Source organism: Cohnella sp. GCM10012308 (assembly GCF_042649185.1).
Taxonomy (GTDB): domain Bacteria; phylum Bacillota; class Bacilli; order Paenibacillales; family Paenibacillaceae; genus Cohnella.
Window position 1 is genome coordinate 101046 of the sequence record NZ_JBHRYU010000002.1, and the last position, 22474, is coordinate 123519.

17 protein-coding genes are annotated in these 22474 nt (G+C 61.3%); 6 read left to right on the plus strand and 11 right to left on the minus strand.

Annotation, left to right across the window (positions count from 1 at the left end; translation table 11 throughout):
• Positions 1 to 81: 81 nt before the first annotated feature.
• The 5 genes from ACFOTD_RS03750 to ACFOTD_RS03770 form a co-directional block, all read right to left on the minus strand.
• Positions 82 to 978 carry a carbohydrate ABC transporter permease gene (locus ACFOTD_RS03750; RefSeq protein WP_378116479.1) on the minus strand — a complete coding sequence of 299 codons (897 nt, stop codon included), beginning with the start codon at positions 976 to 978 and terminating at the stop codon, positions 82 to 84.
• A 14-nt stretch (positions 979 to 992) separates the two neighbouring features.
• On the minus strand, positions 993 to 1955 hold the full coding sequence (locus tag ACFOTD_RS03755) for an ABC transporter permease (protein ID WP_378115876.1): 963 nt from the start codon (positions 1953 to 1955) through the stop codon (positions 993 to 995).
• 231 nt (positions 1956 to 2186) lie between these two features.
• Complete coding sequence (locus ACFOTD_RS03760; RefSeq protein ID WP_378115878.1) at positions 2187 to 4478, minus strand: AraC family transcriptional regulator; 2292 nt, start codon at positions 4476 to 4478, stop codon at positions 2187 to 2189.
• Between the two features lie 226 nt (positions 4479 to 4704).
• Entirely contained in the window at positions 4705 to 8949 is a 4245-nt protein-coding gene (locus ACFOTD_RS03765) for a hypothetical protein (RefSeq protein WP_378115880.1), read from the minus strand.
• Positions 8950 to 9119: 170 nt separating this feature from the next.
• The gene (locus tag ACFOTD_RS03770; RefSeq protein WP_378115882.1) at positions 9120 to 11456 is read right to left on the minus strand and encodes a glycoside hydrolase family 2 protein; all 2337 of its coding nucleotides are present in this window, start codon (positions 11454 to 11456) and stop codon (positions 9120 to 9122) included.
• Between the two features lie 174 nt (positions 11457 to 11630).
• On the opposite strand from ACFOTD_RS03770, the gene ACFOTD_RS03775 reads away from it, so the two are divergent.
• The 3 genes from ACFOTD_RS03775 to ACFOTD_RS03785 all read left to right on the plus strand — a co-directional run bounded on the left by ACFOTD_RS03775 (position 11631) and on the right by ACFOTD_RS03785 (position 14255).
• A complete protein-coding gene (locus ACFOTD_RS03775) occupies positions 11631 to 12536 on the plus strand; it encodes a helix-turn-helix domain-containing protein (RefSeq protein WP_378115884.1) in 906 nt (301 codons plus the stop codon).
• A 112-nt stretch (positions 12537 to 12648) separates the two neighbouring features.
• The gene (locus tag ACFOTD_RS03780; protein WP_378115886.1) at positions 12649 to 13281 is read left to right on the plus strand and encodes a D-sedoheptulose-7-phosphate isomerase; all 633 of its coding nucleotides are present in this window, start codon (positions 12649 to 12651) and stop codon (positions 13279 to 13281) included.
• Positions 13278 to 14255, plus strand: a complete 978-nt coding sequence (locus tag ACFOTD_RS03785; protein ID WP_378115888.1) for an ROK family protein — start codon at positions 13278 to 13280, stop codon at positions 14253 to 14255. Before ACFOTD_RS03780 ends, ACFOTD_RS03785 begins: the two co-directional genes overlap by 4 nt.
• Positions 14256 to 14475: 220 nt before the next feature.
• On the opposite strand, the gene ACFOTD_RS03790 is transcribed toward ACFOTD_RS03785, so the two are convergent.
• Positions 14476 to 15066, minus strand: a complete 591-nt coding sequence (locus ACFOTD_RS03790; RefSeq protein WP_378115890.1) for a thymidine kinase — start codon at positions 15064 to 15066, stop codon at positions 14476 to 14478.
• Positions 15067 to 15197: 131 nt separating this feature from the next.
• On the opposite strand from ACFOTD_RS03790, the gene ACFOTD_RS03795 reads away from it, so the two are divergent.
• Entirely contained in the window at positions 15198 to 15626 is a 429-nt protein-coding gene (locus ACFOTD_RS03795; protein WP_378115892.1) for an EamA family transporter, read from the plus strand.
• A gap of 5 nt (positions 15627 to 15631) precedes the next feature.
• Here ACFOTD_RS03795 and ACFOTD_RS03800 read toward each other — a convergent pair whose 3' ends face one another.
• The 3 genes from ACFOTD_RS03800 to ACFOTD_RS03810 form a co-directional block, all read right to left on the minus strand.
• Entirely contained in the window at positions 15632 to 16459 is an 828-nt protein-coding gene (locus ACFOTD_RS03800) for a DUF4850 domain-containing protein (RefSeq protein WP_378115894.1), read from the minus strand.
• An 88-nt stretch (positions 16460 to 16547) separates the two neighbouring features.
• The gene (locus tag ACFOTD_RS03805) at positions 16548 to 16682 is read right to left on the minus strand and encodes a hypothetical protein (RefSeq protein WP_282907800.1); all 135 of its coding nucleotides are present in this window, start codon (positions 16680 to 16682) and stop codon (positions 16548 to 16550) included.
• Positions 16683 to 16717: 35 nt separating this feature from the next.
• Complete coding sequence (locus tag ACFOTD_RS03810) at positions 16718 to 17068, minus strand: hypothetical protein (protein WP_378115896.1); 351 nt, start codon at positions 17066 to 17068, stop codon at positions 16718 to 16720.
• Positions 17069 to 17217: 149 nt separating this feature from the next.
• Between ACFOTD_RS03810 and asnB the strand changes: the two genes are divergently transcribed.
• On the plus strand, positions 17218 to 19071 hold the full coding sequence (gene asnB / locus ACFOTD_RS03815) for an asparagine synthase (glutamine-hydrolyzing) (protein WP_378115898.1): 1854 nt from the start codon (positions 17218 to 17220) through the stop codon (positions 19069 to 19071).
• Positions 19072 to 19551: 480 nt separating this feature from the next.
• On the opposite strand, the gene rdgB is transcribed toward asnB, so the two are convergent.
• Together rdgB and rph are read right to left on the minus strand one after the other, a co-directional pair.
• On the minus strand, positions 19552 to 20208 hold the full coding sequence (gene rdgB, locus ACFOTD_RS03820) for an RdgB/HAM1 family non-canonical purine NTP pyrophosphatase (protein ID WP_378115900.1): 657 nt from the start codon (positions 20206 to 20208) through the stop codon (positions 19552 to 19554).
• Positions 20205 to 20951: a ribonuclease PH gene (gene rph / locus ACFOTD_RS03825; RefSeq protein ID WP_378115902.1), complete on the minus strand. Its 747-nt coding sequence runs from the start codon at positions 20949 to 20951 to the stop codon at positions 20205 to 20207. Before rph ends, rdgB begins: the two co-directional genes overlap by 4 nt.
• 187 nt (positions 20952 to 21138) lie before the next feature.
• On the opposite strand from rph, the gene ACFOTD_RS03830 reads away from it, so the two are divergent.
• Positions 21139 to 22464 (plus strand): spore germination protein, encoded by a 1326-nt coding sequence (locus tag ACFOTD_RS03830; RefSeq protein ID WP_378115904.1) that lies wholly within the window; start codon positions 21139 to 21141, stop codon positions 22462 to 22464.
• The last annotated feature ends 10 nt before the right edge of the window (positions 22465 to 22474 follow it).

Below are 22474 nucleotides of genomic sequence, written 5' to 3' on the forward strand. Positions count from 1 at the left end.
TCTCTTTGTATCGTTTTTCTTTCGGCTTGCCTGCGGCTTCTCCTGCTGCAGCCCGGCATTCCCCCTCTCGCCAGACGCGATTCAGCCCTTGATCGATCCGACCATCATGCCTTTGACGAAGTAACGCTGCAAAAACGGATAAATGACGAGCAGCGGCAGCGCCGACACGATCATGACCGCATACTTGACGATGTCGGCGATGCGGGCTTGCCGGGCCAGCGTCTCCTGATCGCCGCTCGCGTTCATCAGCATGCTGGCGCTCATCTGCTGAAGCACCAATATCTCGCGGATGATGAGCTGCAGCGGGAACAGCTCTTTGTTTTTGAGATAGATCATCGCCGAGAAGTAGGCGTTCCAATGGCCAACGCCTTGGAACAACGCGATCACAGCAAGGATCGGAGCCGAGAGCGGCAGAATAACGCTCCTGAACAGCCGGAAGATCGAAGCGCCGTCCATTTCCGCGGCCTCCTCCAGCTCGCGGGGGATCGTGCTCTGAAAAAACGTGCGGATGACGATGATGCTCCATACGTTGGCCGCGTTCGGGATGACCAGCGCCCAAATCGTATCCAGCATGTGCAGATTGCGGACGAGCAGGTAGGTCGGGATCAGTCCCCCGTTGAAAAACATCGTTACGAGCATGAACATGAGGATCGCCTGTCGCAGCGGCATGTCGCGCCTAGAGAGCGTGTATGCGCAGGGTACCATGACGGCGAGATTAATAAGCACGCCGAGCGCGGTGAACAGCGCCGTATTGCGATATCCCGTCCAGATGTCGGCATTGCGGAATACCCGCTCGTATCCCTCGAACGTCATCTGCACAGGCCACAGCCACATCCGTCCCGTATTGACCGCTTGCGGGTCGCTGATCGAGGCGCTCGTCACATAGACCAGCGGATAAAGCACCACCAGCAGCAGCAGGCCTAAAAAGATTTTGTTGGCGACGTCGAACAACCGGTCCTGCCGGGAAAGCTTGATCATCATTCGCGTCCCCCTCACCATAGACTCGTCCGGCTGATCCGGCGCGCCAGCGTATTGACGAAAACGAGCACGAACAGATTGATGCCGGAGTTGAACAGGCCGACGGCCGCGGAGAAGCTGTACTGTCCGCCGAGCAGGCCGGTCCGGTATACGTAAGTCTGTATAATGTCCGAGCCTTCGCGATTCAGCTCGTTTTGCAGCAGGTATACCTTTTCAAAGCCGATATTCATCAGATTGCCGGTGCTGAGAATGAACAGGATGACGATGGTCGGCTTGATCGCCGGGAGATTGATATGGATGATGCGCTGCCAGCGCGAAGCGCCGTCGATCGTCGCCGCTTCATGCAGATCGGGGTTGACACCCGCCAGCGCGGCCAGATAGACGATGGCGCCCCAGCCGAGATTCTGCCACTCGCCGGACAGGACGTACACCGGCTTGAACCACGAGGGATCGGTGAGAAACGGGAGGGCGTGACCGCCCGCTGCGACTATAAGCCGATTTAAAATGCCGGTGGACGGATTCAGAAAGGAAATCAGCATGCCGCAAAGGACGACGACCGAGATGAAGTGGGGGATATAAGTAACCGTTTGCACGAATTTTTTGTAAAATCCGTTCTTCAGCTCGTTGATCGACAGCGCCACGATGATCGCGATCGGGAACATCAGGAGCTGCAGCAGGCTGATGAGAAGTGTATTGGAGATGAGCGTACTGAAGTAATAGGAGTTGAAAAAACGTTCGAAATGCGTCAATCCGACCCAGGGGCTGCCCCAAATGCCGCCCGTAACCGTGTAATCTTTGAACGCGATCTGCACGCCGTACATCGGGACATAACAAAAGACGGCGAAATAAACGACCGCCGGCAGCGCCAGCGCGTAAAGCTGCCAATACTTGGCGAGCTTGCGCCGCGACGGCCTTACCGCGCGTCCGGCGATCGTCCCGGAGACGGACGGCGCGGACAAGCTGTTGGACTTGATCATGACAAAACGCTCCTCTGTCGTGAATGGAATATGTTGTGACTTCACGATAGAGGAATGGGCGCTCTTCTGTAAATCGGCCGATGTTGCACGGTTTGCTTTTGCTGCAGGGCGGCCCCAAGCCCTTATGGGACAAGGGCGCGCAGGTTTAAAGACTCGCAATATGCACGCGGGTATCCGGGCATAATCGCGCATTGCGGAGATGCGGAGGCGAGGCGAATGTACCGGCGTCCGTCACTTCGCGTACAGCTTGCGATACTCGCCAAGCGTGATGCCTTCGGATTTTTTAAACTTGCGCATGAAGGCGGACACGTCGACATAACCGACGCTGACGACGATATCCTTGATCGGCAGATCGGTGCTTGCGAGCTGGCGCTTGATCTCGTTCATGCGCAGATCGGATACGTAATCGGTAAACGTCGAGCCGGTCACCTCCTTGATGAGCCGGCTCATCGACGACTGCGACATGCCAAAGCGATCGGCAGCGCTGTCCAGCGTCAGCTCATAGGAGGCGAAGCCCCGATGGATATAATCCGTCACCTCGCGATGCAGCAACGCCAGCTCGGATGCCTTGCGGCTCGATACGGTCCGGCACAGGATGCGGACAAGCTTCGACGCCCGCTCCTCCAGCGAGGCGAGCGAAGAGAACTCGGCCAGCTCCCGCAAATCGAAGGCGTCCTCGCGCACCTGCATTTCGTTCATCGTCTTGAGCAAGGTGTTGACGATATCGAAGCTCATGCACTTCAGAAGCAGCAGCGATTGCGGCTGTTCGGCAAGCCGCTGCACCATCGCGCCAAGCGACTCCAGCGCGACTGCCTCGTCCCCCATTTTCAAGCCATGGACCAGCTTGAGCTGCTCCTCGGCGGAAAACCACGAAGAGCCGTCCTGCCGGTCGCTCATCTCGTCGAAAAACAACGCGCCGCCGACGTTCAGCTTGCGCGCGTATTCCAGCGCCGCGGAAGCCTCGACGAACGAACGGTTCACCTGCTGCAGCTCGGAGACGGGACCGCCGATCGCCAGCGCGGCTGCCGCGCCGCTCCCTGCCATCTCAAGCAGCTCCTGCACGACGAGCGCGGTCCGGCGCTGCGCCGATTTTGGCGTTTCTCCGTCCGCGAGCTCGTAGATCAGGACCGTCAGCGCAATCGTCCGCTCCTGGATTAGCTCCGCGCCAAGACCAAGCCCGCCCGGTACCGGGAAGCTGGCGAGTCGCTGCAGCAGACGCTCCTTGCCCAGGGCGGTCGATCCGTCGCGGCCGGCCGTGTTGAGCGCATCGTCGCCGGACTGAAGCAGCAGCACAAAAGCGCAGATCAACCGCCTGCCGGCCATGTCCGGCGCGAGCCGCCCGAGCAGGTCCGGTTCAGACGCCGTCCAATCGCCGGCGAGCAGCTTGATGAGCGTCATCTGTTCGACCCAGGGCCGCTGCAGTTCGATACGCGCCTCCAGATCTTGCCGCATGTCGAGCGTGGCGTCCAGCGTATGACGGATCATCTCCAGCTCGTCCCTGGAAGCGTCGGCATCGCCGCCGAAGCGCTCGCGGACGTGCCGCGTCAGCTTGCGGATCGGACGGTACAGCCGCAACGAAGTTAATAACGCGGCAAGCAGTCCGGCCGTCAGCACGAGTCCGAGCACAAGCAGCAGAAACGTCCTTTTTTCGATGACGCGTCCGAAAAATTGATCCGTCGGCATCGCCGTCGCGAACTTCCAGCCCATTTTGTCCGAATGGACGACCGCCACCGCATATTTTTGTCCCGACCACCTCACTTGCGCGATGCCGTCTTCCCCGTTCTCCCGCAGCAGCTTGACCATCTGGGCGGACAAGGGATCGTCCCGGCCGGCCCGGCTGTCCGCGATGACCGTGCCGTCGTCCTGCACGATCATCGATTTGCGCTCGTAGCTGTCCGCCGCGCTCTCGATCAGATCGGCCAGCTTGGACTCGCGCAGCCAGAACAGAACGGTGCCGTACGGCGTCTGCTCCTTGATCGGGAACAGAAGCGTCAGCATCCGCGTCGGCATATAATTGAAGACGACGGTACGCGCGGGATAAACGTAAGGCGTCTCGACCGTATCCATCAGGTTGGCGAACTGCTTCGCTTCGTCCGCGTCGAAGCGGTAATAGGTCTTCGCGAACACGTCGAAGTCGCTGACGCCGAGTCCCGAATAGATGTCGGCGCCGCCGCGAAAATAAAGGTGCACGTCCTCTGTGACGCCGTTTAGCGCCCGGTATCGGGCCAACGCGTCGATCGCGCCGATGCTGGCGTACCGGTCGTGGCGCACCATATATGGCGTGAGCGCCGGATCGTAGGCGATCTTGGCCGCGATCCGGCTCAGCTCGACCATATTGCGCTCCGTCGATTCCTTGGCCTGGGTCAGCTGGCGCATCGTCGCCGATTCGATCTCCCCGCGCAAATTGACGACGGCGCTCTGATACATAAGCCAGCCGAGCACGGCGACGGGCAGCAGGAACACGAGCGTATTGGACAGCACGTAGCTTAACAGCAGGCGGGAATGAAAATGGCGCGTAAGCAAGGCGTCTTCCTCCGAATCCGATAATTGGTAACGCTTTCTAGAATTGTGGCAAAGGGGCCGTCCGCCGTCAATAGCGAATACATTGCGACAGCGGAATCCGTCCCGTCATGGGCGCAAAGGAACCGAAGGACGGCCGCGCGCGCGGCCATCCCCCGGTTCCAACGTAAATTGCTTCTTGATCTCGCCGGTCTCGCGATTGCCGTCCGGCAATCGATAGTCGACTAGGTCACGGTGCCCGGTAAACGTTGACGTCGTCCGCCGTCACATAGTACATACTCGAAGCCGTAGAACTTCGTCCGACCAGGCTCGCCTGATAGCCGCTCTTGTTCGTGAAGTTCCAAGCGACCGATTTAATCAGGACGCCATTGCGGTAAATGAGGAGCGACGTGTCCGTCGCCTCCAGCCGGAATACGCCGTACGACTGTGCAAAATCGCCGATTTTCACCTCGCCCGTGTCGTAAGTTTCAACCTTGGCGTCGGGAATGCCCGTCGGATCGACGATCCGGTAGCCGACGTAACCGTTGTTCTGCACGACGATGTAGAACTGGTTCTGGTTCGGGCGGTCTCGTTGGGCGAGTCCGAAGACGACCTGGGTCGCCGTGCCCGAGAACGCATCCGCCTTCAGGTAGGCCTCGACGTTCAGCTTGTCGGTGCCGGTCAACGCGTAGGCGCTGTCCGTTTTGCGTAAGACGGTGTGCTTGGCAAAACCGGATGGCTGGACGATCTGAAGGCGCAGCGCGCCGCTTTGGATCGTGCCCTGACCGGCATCCGCGACGACATTCGTCCAGCCTGGCGGCAGCGTGCCGTTGCTGCCGGAGAAGCCGGTCGAGTACGTCGCTTTCCAAGCCTTCACGTTGTCGGCGTAAATGCCGATGTCGGTGTCCACCGTTCCGGACCGTCCGAGCAGGCTCAGCTTCAGGTCGCTGCGATACGTCATATTGTGATTCACCGTGGCGATCGTCGAGCCGTTGCGATAGATGACGACGCCGTCCGGCGATAGTTTGACGCGGATCGTGCCCGTCGTCTCCGTAAACGTGCCGGCCAGCAACTCGCCGCTGTCGTAGGATCCGTCCTTGACCCGGTAGATAACGCCGCGGTCGGTTTTCTCCAGCACGTACACATAGTTATTGTCGTCATAACCGACTTGGATGCCCGATTGCCCGATCGGCTTGGTGCCGGGATCGAGGTAAGCCTCGACCAGCAGCGGAGCAGAATAATATTCGAAACGATGGTTCGCGAGCGTCACTCGGCTTGTGCCGTTCCAGGCAGCCGTCGGGTTCAGGCTGTGGCGGAGTTGTCCGCCAGAGACGGCAGCGCTGCTGGCTGGGCTACCCGTATACGACCATTCCGGCGGCAATGCGCCGCTGCCGGCGCCGAAGCCGGTCTCGTACAGCCATGCCGTCCCAGCGACCGGCGTCGAACCGGTCCCTTCGCCGGCCAGATTGCCCGCGCTAATCTGGTAGTAATACGTGACGGCCGGCTCGACCGCCGCATCGAGCCATGTCGTGCCTACGACGCCGCCTGCTATGACCGCGAACGGTCCTCCGGCCGATGCGCTGCGCTTGACCTGATACGTCTGCGCCCCCGAGACGGCGCTCCAGTTGAGCCGGACGGCCCCGCTCTCCGATACGGCGGTCACGCCGGAAGGCGCGGCCGGCGGCGCGAGGTCTCCGTACCAGAATGTTCCGTGGTCGCTGCCTGCGAACAGCCGACCCGCGCCGTCCACGTCGAGCCCCCACACTTTGCCGTTGCCGAAAAATCCGGTGCCGTTCAGACGGGTCCAGGTCAATCCGGCGTCCTCGCTCTTGAACACCCATTCGCCGTTGCCCGCGATCAGGTTGAACTCGCCGGCGTATATTTTGGTGTCGTCGGACGGATCGATCGCGATATGCGTGACATCGAGCGAGCCGCTCTGATTGTTCACGAATCCATTGGCTACCGACTTGAAAGTCTCGGTATTCGTCGCGATATCGTAAATATAGACGCCGTCGCGATGCCCCATATAGATTTTGGTGCCCGCTCCGTTCATCTCTGCGGCAGTAATATAGTTGGAATACAGCCAGCCGACGTCCGGATCGGAGCTGACGTGGGTGATCAGCTTCGTCCAGCTGTCCGCGAAGTCGGTCGACTTGTATAGATTTAGTCCGTCGTACGCATAAAGCGTATCGGGGTCGGACGTCGAGTAGCCGACGACATCGATCGGCAGCATGCTGTACGTCACGTCGTTGGCATACGCGTAGACGGTCGAACCGACCGCGTCGGAGGCGGCTGACAACGCCAGCTTGAACCCGGTCCTCGAGCCGAACGCATAAGGAATGACGACGGCCTGGCCGCAGTTGACGATGATGTAATCCTTGGATACGGTAATCCGCGTCGTGACGGCGGAAGACGAGGACGCTTGAATGACGACCTCTCCGGAGTCGTAGCTGCCGTCCTTGATCCGGTACTTCGTGCTGTAAGTGCCGCCCGCGTTTTTGACGATCGTCGCGGCGATCGAAGAGCCGGCTCCGTTGTCCAGCAAGAGCGACTGCGACGTGCCCGCCGTCGTGCCCGGCTCAATCGTGCCGGTCGCCGTGATCGGCGTCTCGTCAAAGTCGAGCGCCATGGCGCCGTAGGTCGCCGTGGGCACGCTCGCCTTCGGCGAAGTTTGCGAGATGGCGAGTCGCAGCTTCTTGTTGCCGGAGACGGATTGGACGTCTGCGTCCGATCCCGCCGTGCCTGCCACCGTCACGCTCCAGTCGGCGGGCAGCGCCCCCACTGCCGTGCTCTCGAACGTCTCGGATAGCCGGCGCGTATGGACGATGCCCTTCCAGGAGGCGCCGTCGTCGCCGCTGACGAACTGTCCGGCATAGATGTAATCGTGGTCCGACGGGTGCCACATGATGTTGGACGCCTGGTAGCCGATCGTGCCTTCGATGGCCGCGAACGTGCGGCCTCCGTCCTGGCTGACCCGCAACGCCCCCCGCAGATTCGGATTGGTCCCCCCGGCGCTGGCGATGACGCGCGCCGTCTCCGGCGTCGCCGAATCCGGATCGACGGCGAGCGTCGTCACGTTCGTGCCGAGCGCCTTAACCGCCTCCGAGTCGGCAGCCGCCTCGACCTGCGAACGCTTGAACGACTGGCCGCCGTCGAAGCTTGTCACGACGCCCATATCGGTGCCGCCCGCGACGATGTGGCGCGAATCGTTTGGATTGAAGGCGAACTTGGAAAAGCGCGCGCCCCCGTAATTCGTGTTGCTCCAGCGCCAGGTGGCGGCCGAGTCCGTCGTCTTGAAGATCGCGCCGTAGTTCATCGCGGCCAGCCAAGTATCGCCGTCGTCGGGCTTCGGCGCGAAGGCCGAGCGGAACAAGATATTATTGGCGATGTCGCCGCCCCCGAGATTGAAGCGGTCTTCGATCACTTTGCCCGCGTTGGAATCGACCCAGGTCTCGCCGTAATCGTCGCTGTAAAAAGGACCTTTGTGCGGGTAATCCCATTCGACGCCGAGCAGCAGCTTGTTGGGCGCGTCCGGATGGATCACGATATCGTAGAAGCGGCCGCTCTGGAACGAATATTCGTTATTCGGCGGCACGCCGTTCGTCAACCGGCGCCAAGACGCGTCTGCCGCCGTTTTTTTGAACACCTTGTACGCCTTGCCGACGGGATCGTCGAAGATCGCGTACATCGTATCCGCGTCGCTAGGATCGACCGCCAGCGCGTTGATGCGCGTATCGATCGGGACGGCCGTCGCGTCGTCGACCGTCGGCAGGCCCAGGCTGATGTCCGTAAAGGATGCGCCTGCGTCATCGCTGCGGAAGACGCCGTCGTAGGTCGCGACCGTCACGATGTCGGAGTCGGCCTGGTGCACGTCGACGCTCGTCACCGTCCGCGATCCGATGGAAGCGGTACCAACTTTGGCGTAGATAACGCCTCCGTCGGTCGTCTTGTACAAGCCGTCGTTCGCGCCGACATAGACGACTGCGCAGCGGCCTAGCGTGGCGCTGTAAGACGTCGGATCGATCGCGATGACATGCGTGTTTTCAGGCGGCGTCGTTACTTTAAAGTACCGCTGCTGCGTCCAATTTTCGCCATTGTCGACGCTGATGTACAGGCCGATATCGGGCGTGTCCCAGCGCTCGTACGCGGCCAGCGCGTAGACGACGTCCGGATTCCCCGGATCGACGGCCAAGCTTTTGATAAAGGGCATCTTGATGCCTTTCATCTTGGAAGTCCATGTCTGGCCGCCGTCGTCGCTGCGATAGACGCCAGCCGTGTCGACGCCGAAAAAAATCGTCTGATACCCATTTTTCGGGCTGTAAACCATGGCGCGAGGGATTTGCGTTCCGTCGCCTCCGATTTCCTGCATATCCCGCTCCCAAGCACTCCGTATCATCTTGTTGTGCCACTGCGCGGCCGCTCCAGCCGTCCCAGCACCTAGCGTTGCAAGCAGCAGACTGACGATCAGCGTTACGATTGGCAGCTTGCGTCCCATCCGTCAATTCCTCCTTGTCGAGTGTGTTTGGAGGGCCCCCCGAGATCATGATGGACGTCGCGCCGCCAATCTGTAAACTGGCGATCGTTGCAGCGTATGCTTTTGTTGCCGAAGCGCCGCGGGATGCGGCAGTCGGACGAGCGCAGGTGCAAAAACGCGCCAGAAATCCGCTATTCGCCGAGCGCGGCCGCGTCGAACTCGCCCTCGAGCGCAGCGATCTTCGCAAGCCACCCCTTGTAGGCGTCGAGCGAGAAAACCGGATAACCGTGCACGTAATGATTGCCGTATTTGCGGCCGTCCATCGTCCACTCGATCAGCAGCAGGCGTTGTTCGCCGAACGTCAGGCGAATGCTGCCCAGCTCCGCGTTTTCGTTCGCCTTCGCGCAGAACCGCCCCTCTAGCAGCGTTTCTCCGCTTTCCCCGTCCCGCACCCGATAATCGCCTTCCGCCGCCGCAAGCGAATCGTTGCCCGCGACGAGCCTGACCCGCCACTGCTCCGGGTTGTCGATCATGAGGCATACCGGACGCTGCGAGCGCCTTATATAATAGTAAGCAAGCTTCTTGGACAAGTAATAATCGACGACCGCATCCGAAAACTGGGGCCAGCCGTCGAGCAGATTCCACCATATAATGCCGCTGCGGCGCCACTTCCGCAGCCGGGTCAGCTCGATGAAATGCTTGAGCGCCTCCGCCTGCTGAATCTGGGAGCCCGCGATAAAGTCGCCGATATCGTCCGGTATGCGCCCGAACATCTCCGCGATCTCGTCGGCGATCAATCCGACCCGGTACGCATAAGGACCGTCCGGACCCGTCGCGTCGGTGCAATGCGCGATCCAGTCCGCGTTGTCCCGCCATGGCCAGAGCCGTTCGGGCGGCAGGAAGCGGCGCATCGAAGACAAGTTCGGCATGCCCTGAAAGCCGATCTCGCTAATAAAATGCGGCTCGTTCGTCTCGTAATAGCGGCTGCGGAAAAAGTTGCGCGGCCCCCACACATGACGCTCCGGCGCAAGCCGCGGATCGCCGGCGGCTACGGTTCTCGGCGCCAGGTACGGCGAGCTCGGCAGATAGTCGCGAAACGGATCGTGCAGGCGCAGCGAGGCCGGCAGCAGCTCGCGCGTCAACCGGTTCGCGCCGGGATCGCCGAGCCCATGCCAGCCGTACGCCTCGTCGCATTCGTTGTCCCCGCACCAGAGCACGAGCGATGGCCGATTCCGCAGCCGAACGACGACGGCGGCCGCCTCTCGCTCCAGCTTGCCGGCAAAGTCGGCCGACTGGGGCGGCACCTCGCAAGCCATCGCGAAGTCCTGCCACACCATGAGACCGCGCTCGTCGCAAAGCTTGAAAAAAGCGTCGTCCTCATAAACGCCTCCGCCCCAGCAGCGCACCATATTGCAGCCGAGATCGGTCAGCAAGTCGACGGCCGTCTCGTACTTGGCCGCATCGCGGCTGTGGAAAACGTCCAGCGGCACCCAATTCGATCCTTTTACCATAATCGGCTCGCCATTAATTTTCAGCAAAAATTGTCCCGGCTCTTCAGGCGTCGTCACCTCGCTGCGCAGCAGCTTCGCGAGACGGATGCCGACCCGCTCGGTCCGCGCTGCGACGACGCGCCCTGCCTGCGTCAAGGTGACGGTCAACGCGTACAGACGTGCCTCGCCATAGCCGGCGGGCCACCAGAGCTGCGGCGAGGCGACGGCGAAGTCGGCTCTGCCTGCGGCAAAAGCGACGATATGCTCGCTCTCGAACGCCGCGTCCCCGCAAACGCCCGACACCTTCAGTCGCAGATCGCCGGCGACGAACAACCCAGGCCCCCCCTTCAACCGATAATAAACGCCGACCTCCGCACGCTCCCGATCGGCGGACAGCGCCCGGGTGTAAAAGTAAAGTTCGTCGAACTCCGCTTCCCCTTCCCGCACGACAAGCTCGATACCTCGCCAGATGCCGGCCGACAACGCCCGCGGCATAATGTCCCAGCCATACATATGGCCCGCCTTTCGCACGTGCAGCCGCTCCCAGTTCGTCGGCTGCGCGGCCATACCGGGTCCGTACGTCTGTTCCAGCGCATGCAGCAGCGGCGAAGAGAGGCGCACGGCCAGCTCGTTGAGCCCGCTTGCCCGCAGCCTTCCGCCGACCTCGAACGAGGCTTCGATCAGCATATTGTCGCTTGCGCCGAGCGGCGCTCCGTTCAGCCAATACTGCGCCAGGCAGTCGACGCCGTTGAACCTGAGCGACGCAGGCAGATCCGTCGCTTCCAGTGGCGTCTCGAACGTGCCGACGTACCACCAGTCGTAAAGCTCCAGCTTGCGCACCTCGCGCAGCCGGTCCGAGTAGAAGAGATCCTCCGGCAGCAGTCCCGCCGCCTGCAGATCCAGCTCGACGTTGCCCGGCACCGCCGCGGGCACCGGCGCGATGCCGCTCCCGGGCAGCTCAGCAGGCGTCCCGATCCCAGGCGAGCCCGGCGGGAGCGGGTACAGCTTCCAATCGGCATTCAGTTGAACGATCTTCATTTCACAGCCTCCTCCGGCAAGATGCGTTACGACAAAATTGTACATCCCGGCGAGAATGACAGGCTTCGCGGCCAGCTGGAAAAGTTGCACTATTTTCGGTTTTTAAAATTCCGCATCGCGGTCGTTCGTAGTATAGTTGGGAGAGGAAACGCTTGCACGCAGGAGGAGAAGGCCTTGTCCAGAAAGTGGCTCGAACGGCTCAGCGCAGCCGATTTTCTGAACCACGGCGAAGCTTTGGCCGTGTCGGAATACGAGATCGTCCGCAACTGGGAGCTTCATGCGCACGACTTTTACGAGATGGAGCTGATCCTGTCTGGCGCAGGCAGCCAGCGCATCAACGGCGCCGGGATGACGCTCTCGCGGGGAACCTTTTCGTTGCTGTCGCCTGCGGATGCCCATGAGGTCGCAATGGCGCCGGGGAGCGCCTTACGACTCGTAAACTGCAAGTTTTCGGGAACGCTGCTGGACGACGAGCTGCTCGGCCTGCTGCTGGAAGCGCCCGGGCCGCTAGCCGTGCAGCTCGGCGACGAAGCGACTTCAACGCTCGAGGCCGAGCTGGCGCGACTGCGCCAGGAGACGGAGCGGACGGCGCCGGCCCGGACAGCCGCGATGCGTTACACCCTTGGCAGAATCGTGATCGATCTGCTGCGCGCGAGCGAACGCGCCAAGGACGGAAGCGGCACGGCGCGATCAAGCGTTCGGGAGCACGAGGTCAGAAGAGCGCTGCGTTATATTCATCTTCATTACCGGGAGTCTCTCAGCCTCGCCGACGCGGCGGCGCAGCTGCACCTGTCCCCCGGCTATTTCAGCGAGAAGTTCAAGGATTGGACGGGCGAGACGTTCAGCGCATACGTACAGCGGCTCCGCGTGTCCTACGCGGACCGGCTGCTTGCCGGTTCCTCCCTGCCGATCACGGAGATCGCCTACAGTGCCGGCTTCGGCTCGCTCGCCTATTTTATCCGGGTGTACAAGCAATACCGCGGCATATCCCCGAATGCGTCACGCAAGCGGGACGGCAGCCTGGCGCAGGACGCGAGTCCGATGGAGGACGCCAATCAGACGCAGGACGATCATCCGTAAACTTTCCGAAAAAAGTGCAATCCGCAGGATAATAAGACAAGAAGAGGCGCCGGCTTCCCCGCTACACTCGGAAGGAATCCATCATCATTCTTTTAGCGGCGGAGGCCTCCCTATGACTGTCTGGCATCATTTATATTCTCGTTATCCCGAGCTTCGCGCACTTGAAGCCGAGCTCGACGCCGCGCTTCGCATCTGTCTGACCGTCTACCGCGGCGGCGGCAAGCTGCTGCTATGCGGCAACGGCGGCAGCGCGGCCGACTGCGACCATATCGTCGGTGAATTAATGAAGGGCTTTATGAAAAAAAGGCCGATCCCGGCCGACGAATGCGCGCGCTTCGAAGCCGCGCTGCCAGGCGAAGGCCGCCGTCTCGCCGAGCGGCTGCAGGCATCGCTCCCTGCGATCTCGCTCTCCGCGCACGCGGCGCTGTGCACCGCGGTCGCCAACGATATGGACGCCGAGCTCGTCTATGCGCAGCAGGTGCTCGGCTACGCGAGAGGCGGCGACGCGCTGATCGCGATCAGTACGTCGGGCAACTCCGCCAACGTCGTGCGAGCGGCCCAGGCCGCCAAAGCCGCCGGCATCCCGGTCATCGGCATGACGGGCCGTTCCGGCGGCAGGCTCGCATCGCTGTGCGAAGCCGCCATCGCTGTCCCGGCCGATACGACGCCGGACGTTCAGGAGCGCCATCTGCCGATCTATCATGCGCTGTGCATCGCGATCGAGGAGGCGTTGTTCGCTTCATGAAGCTGCTCGCAGGCATTGATATCGGCGGCACGAAGTGCGCCGTCAGCCTCGGACGACCGACGGCGGACGGCATCGAGATCGTCGGCAAGCATATGCTGCCTACCTCCGGCACGCCGGACCGGATGATCGGCAGCCTGCTTGACCGGCTGGAGTCGCTATTGGCGGCAGCCGGCGCCGCCACGGCGGACACCGTCGGCATCAGCTGCGGCGGTCCGCTCGATGCGGGCCGCGGCCTGATCCTCTCTCCGCCCAATCTGCCCGGCTGGGACCTGGTCGACATCGTCGGCGCCGTCCGGGAGCGGCATAACGTGCCGGTCGCGCTGCAAAACGATGCCAACGCCTGCGCGCTGGCGGAATGGCAATGGGGAGCGGGCCGAGGTACGGACCATATGGTTTTCCTGACCTTCGGCACGGGCCTGGGCGCCGGACTGATCCTGAACGGCAGGCTTTATGCCGGCGCGAACGGCATGGCCGGAGAAGCCGGACATATCCGGTTGTCCGAATTCGGTCCGGTCGGCTACGGCAAGCTCGGCTCGTTCGAAGGCTTCTGCAGCGGCGGCGGCATCGCCCAGCTTGCGGCTTCGCTGGCGCTTGAGCAGCTGCAGCGCGGCCGCAAGACAGCCTATTGCGGCTCCGTCTCCGAGCTCGGCGGCATCACGGCACAGCGCGTCGGCGAAGCGGCCCAAGCCGGAGATCAGACTGCGCTGGAGACGCTGCGCATCTGCGGCGACCGCCTGGGCCAAGGCCTTGCCGTGCTCGTCGACCTGTTCAATCCCGAGCGCATCGTGATCGGCAGCATTTACGCGAAGCTGCGCCCGTTGCTCGAACCGCCGATGCAGTCCGCTTTACGGCGGGAGGCGCTGACGCATGCGCTCGCCGTATGCAGCGTCCTGCCTGCGGCGCTCGGCGACCGGATCGGCGACTATGCAGGCTTGTCGGTCGCATCGGACGCGCTGCGGCGGAATGGACAGTAGGCTGAAACAGTCCGGTCATTTAGCTCTGTACAGCGTCTCATTGCACACTGGTACTGCCAATCCACGATAGAACGATTGTCCCCCGGGTCTGTAGGCTGGATTTATTCTCCTGTCCTAATTGTCTAACTCAAGCAAGCAACTATCTACCAAATGCAAACGGGATGGAGCAGAATTCACTTCTGCTCCATCCCGTTTTGCCTGTTATATTTAGTTGAGTGTCTCAAAGTCCGCCCTGAAACGTCTTGCGATAGCAGCTCCTGCACACCGGCTTGTAATCGTCGTTGCCGCCGATCATGATCTGGTCGCCCTCGCTGACCGGCACGCCATTGACGGACCGGACCACCATCGTAGCCTTGCGGTCGCAGTGCCAGCAGATCGTCTTGATTTCTTCGATCTTGTCCGCGTTGACGAGCAGGTTGTAGCTGCCTTCGAACAGCTCGTTGCGAAAATCGTTTTTGAGACCGAACGCCATCACGGGAATGTCGAGCTCGTCGACGATCCACGTGAGCTCCAGCACCTGCCGCTTATTGAGAAATTGGGCCTCGTCCACCAGCACGCAGGAGATGCGCTGCCCGCCGCCGCTCTGCTCCAGCCGCACCAATTCGAACAGATCGGTATCCGCCGCCACAGGTATTGCGGGACGCGTCATGCCGGTGCGCGAGCCGACAAGGTTGGCGCCGATGCGCGTATCGATCGCGGGGGTAAAAAGAAGCACGCGCTTCCCTTGCTCTTCGTAATTGTGGGCGACTTTGATGATTTCGATCGATTTTCCGCTGTTCATTGTGCCATACTTGAAGTATAAATGTGCCAAGCCGTCTGCCTCCATGCTGCCGTGATCCAGCGTTCAAAATCACTTTCTTTATATTATAACAAAGATCATGCGCTGCGGTGACGGCGCGGGCGGCGTTGTATATACCATCAAATATGGAGGTTTTTTAGCAAATGGGAATTTGGCTGATCTATGCATTGTTATCGGCAGCGGCCGCTGCGCTCGTCGCCGTCTTCGGCAAGATCGGATTGCAGAACATCGATTCGAACGCGGCGACGGCCGTGCGCTCCGTCATCATGGCCGTCTTCATGCTCGGCGTAGTGGTCGTCCAAGGGAAATGGGCCGAGCTGGGTACGGTCTGGGGGCACAAAAAGGCGTTAACCTTCGTTGCGCTCAGCGGCGTGGCCGGCGCCGTATCCTGGATGTTCTATTTCCTCGCGCTCAAATACGGCAAGGTCGCGCAGGTCGGCCCGGTCGACAAGCTTAGCGTCGTTATCGCCGCGCTGCTCGCGTTTCTTTTCCTCGGGGAAAAAATCACGCTGCTGAACGGCATCGGCATCGGGCTGATCACGGTCGGCGTCATCCTGACCGCGCTCAAGTAATCGCCTTAACGATCGCCGTACATCCATTCGTAAAAAGCGATCATCGTCTCGGCGACGGCTTGATCCGCCTCCGCGTACCCCGTTCTGGCCGTTCTGAACAAGCTGCCTCCTTCGTGCTCCTCGTAAGCGGCTCCAAGTACGCCGTATCCGCCCCGATCATTTCCCGGCGCCTCGGTAAATTCGATCATCCGGTCGCCGACCGGCTTGGAGGAGAGGTACGCCTTCGGTTTATCCGCAGGAAATCCCTGTTCCTCCGCCCATTCGGCCAGTTCGGGAAAGTAGGCGCCGATATCGGCGATCGCGCAGCCTTGGCAGCTCCCCGCCGTATCGATCGTATCCAGGAACTGCCCCGCATCCGCCGGATTTTCGGCGTGCATGCCGAACGAGCCGTTTGCGCCGACGGACCCCGTGACCGTCCAGCCCTTCGGCGCAAGCATCATGAATCCCCGGCCTTCGTAGCCTAGATTCATCCAATAGACGGCCAGCCTGGAAGCCAGCTTCTTCGGAACGACAAAACCTTGGGCCGGCAGATCCGCCGCCGGCAATATCGTGGGCGGCGAACCGTCCACGTCAACGCCGTATTCGGTCGGCACGCCGACCAGCGGCAGCGACACGGCCGCTTTACCGGCTTCGTCGTCAAAGGTCACCCTCCGCGACGCGCCGGAGGCTGAATGGACCGGCCCCGATTCGAATGAAGCGGAAGCCGGCGACGTCAACGCCTTCTCCGCATTGTCGTTCGCATTGCAGGCGCTCAGCCAGGCCGGCGCCATGACGAACAGCGCGGCGATCGCGACTCGCCGCGCTGTTCGATGTCCGAATGAGGTCGCACACATACTTCCAAACTCCCTTATTTTCCCGTTTGGAAAATAAGACGAGGCGGGCGGCTGCCAGGTTGCATGACTTCCATCGCGATTTTTCAGATTATCGGTTGTGTGGCGACGCAGGCGCATTTTGCGCCGGATGGTTGCCTTCCGTCGACTTGATTACCGCTTCGGCGAATTCCTCGCCCCGCTCGGCGTAGCTATTGCCTTTATTTTTTTTCCTTTTGCCAGGCATGCAGGTCCCTCCTCTCATTCATAAACTGACCGGCCTCAGACGAGCGCTTGCTCGAGCGCCTCCCGCACCTCGCCGATGGCGACGATCTGACGGCCGAATATGTGCCTGTCTTCTCCTGCCGCATGGTCGGGCCCGCTGAACAGCTGCTCCGTCACGTCCTCGGTCGCGGCATAGACGGGGAGGTCGGCGACGCCGATGAGATCCGGCTCCAGGAAGGAATCCTCCTTCATCACGCGGACGAGCTGCAGCCTGCCGTCGTCTTCCTTCCGGAAGTAAGCCAGCAGCCGCGGCGCTCGCGCCAGGTCGGTATGCACCTCTACCTCGCCGTACAGCTGCCTGCCCCTCGCCAGCACCCTTCGAAAAGCGGCGTGCCTAACCGTCAACATGGCCGCATTCCTCTCCTTTCGGACGTCCGTTCTTAATTTTTCCGCAAGGACAGACATTTTACTCTGAAATCCGCATACACATCTTATGATTGGTTGTGCCCCATTCATAAGGCAGCCAGGCAATACCAGCGGGGAGGTTGCGATAGGCCATGTGCGGAATAACAGGCTGGATCGATTGGAATCGGGACTTGACGCAACAGGCCGACGTGCTCGAGCGCATGACGGAAACGCTGGAGCTGCGCGGCCCCGACGCCTCGGGAACGTGGCTCTCCCGCCATTGCGCGTTCGGACACAGGCGCCTGTCCGTCATGGATCCGGCGAACGGCGCGCAGCCGATGGTACGTCCGTCGAAGGAAGCGGACGAACACGACTGCGTCATTGTTTATAACGGAGAATTGTACAACGCGCCCGAGCTCAAAAAGGAGCTGCTCTCCCTCGGCTACGCGTTCAAGACGAGCTGCGATACGGAAGTGCTGCTGCAAGCCTACATTGAATGGGGCCCGGCCTGCGTGGAGCGGCTAAACGGCATTTTTGCGTTCGCCGTCTGGCACTCGCTCGAGCAGACGCTGTTCGCCGCGCGCGACCGTCTCGGGGTCAAGCCGTTTTTCTACCGGCAGGACGAAGGACGGCTGCTGTTCGGCTCGGAGCCGAAGGCCGTTTTGGCGCATCCGGACGTAGTGCCGGAGATTGGCGGCGAAGGCCTCGCCGAGCTGTTCGTGCTCGGTCCCGCAAGGACGCCGGGCCACGGCATCTGGCGGGGACTGTCCGAGCTGAAGCCGGGACAGACGCTCGTCTTCGACCGCAACGGCCTGCGCATCCGGACGTACTGGCAGCTTGAAAGCCGCGAGCACGAGGACGACGAAGAGACGACGGCCGCCCGCATCGGCGAGCTGCTGGCCGACACGCTCGAGCGCCAGCTCGCCTCCGACGTCCCCGTGTGCACGCTCCTGTCCGGCGGGCTTGACTCCAGCGCCCTGACCGCGCTTGCGGTCGCTTATTACAACCGCACGGGACAGGGCAACGTCGATACGTATTCGGTCGATTACGTCGACAACGACAAGCATTTCAAAGCGCATGCCTTCCAGCCGAACGCCGACGCGCCCTGGATCGCACGGATGGTCGAGCATCTGGGCACCGTCCATCATCCCATTCAATTCGACACGCCCGAGCTCGTCGAAGCGCTCGAGGCGGCCGTCCGCGCCAAGGACTATCCGGGGATGGCGGATATCGACGCTTCCCTGTACCTGTTTTGCAAGGAAATCAAGAAGGGCGCTACCGTCGCCGTCTCCGGCGAAGCCGCGGACGAAGTGTTCGGCGGCTATCCGTGGTTCCATCGCAAGGAAGCGCTGGAAGCGGGCACGTTCCCATGGTCGCTGTCCGTGGATCTCCGGGAGAGCATTCTGTCGCCCGGTGTTCTCGAGACGGTCCGGCCGCGGGAATACGTAGCCGACCGCTATGCCCAGGCCGTAAGCGAGGTGCCGGCGCTGCCCGGCGAAAACGAGGAGCAGCGCCTTATGCGCCGCATGTCGTACCTGAACATCACCCGATTTATGCCTACCTTGCTGGACCGCAAGGACCGGATGAGCATGGCCGCAGGGCTCGAAGTGCGGGTGCCTTACTGCGATCACCGCCTGGTCGATTACGTATTTAACGTCCCGTGGAAAATCAAGCAGGCCGGCGACCGTGAAAAGGGTATCCTTCGCAAGTCGCTCGAGGGCGTACTCCCGCACGACGTGCTGTATCGCAAAAAGAGCCCTTATCCGAAGACGCATAATCCGAATTACCTGTCCGCGGTCAAAACGCGCCTGCTGGAGCGCCTCGACGATACCTCGTCTCCGCTGCTGCAGCTGATCGACGGGAAGAAGGTCCGTCAGATCGCCGAGACGGCCGATGCCAGCACGAATCTGCCCTGGTTCGGACAGCTCATGAGCGGCCCGCAGCTGTTCGCCTATCTGCTGCAGGTCGATTACTGGCTGCGGGAATATAAAGTCCGGCTCGTGTAACGAATTTGGCTTGTTAGGCCCGCGTACCGTCACCCGCGTTGTTCCTTTTCCGCAATGCCTGCAAATATGCATCTATTTCTGCCGATGTCGGCCCCTTTAAACCGGATAGATGCAAAAGCGCAGTTATTTTGCTCCATTAGCCGGTTTTCCGGCTATTGCGCTGCATTTACCTGCATATTTGCAGGCATTTCCTCTGGTGCTGTTGTTCGGTAGAAAATACATGTATAAATGCAGGTTTTGGGGCCGCAAGCCAGCGAAAAGCTCCGACATGCCGAAAAGAAGGGCCGCCGGCCACCGAAATGCTCCGGCATGCCGAAGATGCGCTCACTGTCGCGAATCGCAAAAAGGAAAAAGGGATGAAGCAGAAATGACGCTGCCTCATCCCTTTTGATGTTTTAAGCGGATCTGAAAAAACGAAAACGAAGCCTCGAAGCCGCACCCCGTCAGCCGCCTGTCAAGGCAAGCCCGAAAGGCTCAGCGCTACGCTTGAGGCGCGCCCAGGAGGCGAAGCAGCTTTGCCAGCGCTACGCCGCGGTGGCTGATCGCGTTTTTCTCGCCAACGCTCAGCTCCGCCATCGCTCTTCCGTGCGACGGGAGCCAGAAGAGCGGGTCGTATCCGAAGCCGCCCGCGCCGCGAGGCGCACCGGTAACGATGCCTTCGACCGCCCCCTCCGCGCTCAGCGTTTGTCCGCCGGGCTTGTAGAGAACAAGGCAGCTCACGAAGCGCGCGGCGCTCAGCGCGTCCTCCGCGCCGCCCGCCTCACCCGCCGGCACGGATGCACCGGCGGCGCGCAGCTCGCGAACCAGCTTCGCGTTGTTGTCCGCATCGGTCGCGCCTTCGCCCGCGTAGCGGGCCGAGTAGACGCCGGGCACGCCGCCCAGCGCGTCGACGCACAGGCCCGAGTCGTCCGCGAGCGCAGGCAGCCCCGTCGCGAGCGATACCGTCCTTGCCTTGATCGTGGCGTTGGCCTCGAACGTATCGCCGTCCTCGACAATATCCGGAATATCCCGCCCGCCTTCGAATTCGGTCAAGTCGGCCACCTTTACGCCAAGCGCGGCGAAGGCCGCCCTGAACTCGGCCGTCTTTCCTTTGTTGCGCGTCGCGACGAGCAGCGTATCCCCCGGCTCGAGCCTCATGTCCGCACCGTGCCGATCCGCGCGCCCGCTTCGCCAAGCGCCTGCTTTTGCAGCTCGATCAGCCTCGCGATGCCCGACTCCGCCAGCGCCAGCATGCCGTCCAGCTCCGTTCGCGAGAACGGCTGCTCTTCGCCCGTGCCCTGGACTTCGACGAACGCGCCGGCTCCCGTCATGACGACGTTCATGTCCACCTTCGCCTTGGAGTCCTCCGCATAGTTCAGGTCAAGCAGCGCGGCTTCTCCCAGGACGCCTACGCTGACCGAAGCCAAATAGTCGGTCAACGGATATTTCGCGAACGCGTTCGTGCCCGCCAGCTTGTGAACGGCGAGCGCTAGCGCGATGAACGCGCCCGTAATCGAGGTCGTCCGCGTGCCCCCGTCCGCCTGCAGCACGTCGCAGTCCAGCGTGATGGTGCGCTCTCCGAGCGCTTCCAGACTGACGACGGAGCGCAGCGCCCGCCCGATCAACCGCTGGATTTCCATCGTGCGCCCGACCTGCTTGCCCTTCACCGATTCCCGCTGATTCCGCGAATGCGTCGCTCTCGGCAGCATCGCGTATTCGGCCGTTACCCAGCCTTTGCCCTGCCCTTTCAGGAACGGCGGTACCCTCTCCTCGACCGTGGCCGTGACGAGCACCTTCGTATCGCCCATCTCGATCTGCACCGAGCCTTCGGCGTATTTGTTCGGATTCAGCACGACGGCCATCGGTCTCAGCTCGCCGGGATCTCTTCCGTCCGATCTCATGATTGCCATTCCTCCTTGAGCTCTAAAGCGACGGGACAAGCGTCCCCCCGACAAATCCATCCCATTTTACCAGAGTGCACGGCCAAAAGCATCATCGGACCCGGAATGATTGCCTCGCCCTCGCGACGAATGAGTCTGCGAATTCAGGGCAACCTATCCGGGATTGGAAATGAAAGGAGGTCCCGCCATGCTCGAAAAGGTAAAGGATATTCTCGGTACGCCTTCCGATTTTACGGCCGACACGATGGACAACGGCTATACCAAAATGCAAATCGGCTTTTTCCCGGGCATGTGCGATATGGACCAACTGAAGGATGCCATCGTCATACCGTTCTCTTACCGGTTCGACCCGGACGAATTCCGCAGAATGCTGCATACAAGCATCGGATTCATGAAGGACGTCCCCCCCGAGCATTGGGTCGAGTACCTGCTCAAGGGCTACGTCGTTCTGGAGTACGAAGGTGAAGTCTTCGTATTCCAGGCGATCCGGCGCATGCAAACCCAGCCGGACCAGACGCAGGTGGAGGCGTCTTTGCAAGGTCCGCAGTCCGCTTTTACCGAAAATCTCGATCTTAATCTGACGCTCATCCGCAACCTGTACAACGTTCCCGAGCTCTCGGTGGAAAATATCGAGCCGAAAAATCAGTCCAAATCCAAAATCGTCTTGCTCTACGACCGAGCCAAGCGCAACGAAACGACGCTCGAAGAGGTGCGCAAAAGGCTTAACAATCTGGATAGCGGACTGCTCATGTCCGCCGGACAGCTGGCCAAGCAGATCTCTCAGGCCAGGTATCGCTTGTTCCCGATTACGCAGCTCACCGAGCGGCCCGACCGCCTCAGCATCCATTTGAACAAAGGAAAAATCGCCGTCCTGTTGGACGGCAGCAGGTTCGCCATCTTGCTGCCCGTCCACTTCTTCGACTTCATGTATGCGATGGACGACCACTACGAGCCCTCCTGGATGAGCCGGTTCCTCATCGGCCTGCGTTACATCTCGATGATGCTCACGCTTCTGCTGCCGGCGCTTTATATCTCGATCGTGTCCTACAATCCGGAAGTCTTCCGGGTCCAGCTCGCCTTCACGATCGACGGGAGCCGCGCGGCCGTGCCCTATCCGTCCTTCATCGAGGTGCTGCTCATGCTGTTCATGATCGAGGCGCTCATCGAGGCCAGCCTCCGGCTGCCCAGATCGGTCGGCTCGACGGCCGCGACGGTCGGCGGTCTCATTCTCGGACAAGCCGCCCAGCAAGCGGGACTGGTCAGCAGCATCATGATCATCGTCACGTCGGTCGTCGCCATCTCCAACTTCGTCATTCCCAATTCCACGTTCAGCTATTTTATCCGCATTTTGAAGTACGCCTTCGTGATCGTAGCCATATTCGCGGGTCTCGTCGGCGTCGTAGTCGGCATCTTCATGCTCGTCGTGTATTTGTGCAATATGCGCAGCTTCGGCGAGCCTTACTTTGCCCTGTTCCAGAGCAAGCCGGGCAAAGCCAGCGACAAAGTACAATAAGCGCGAAAAA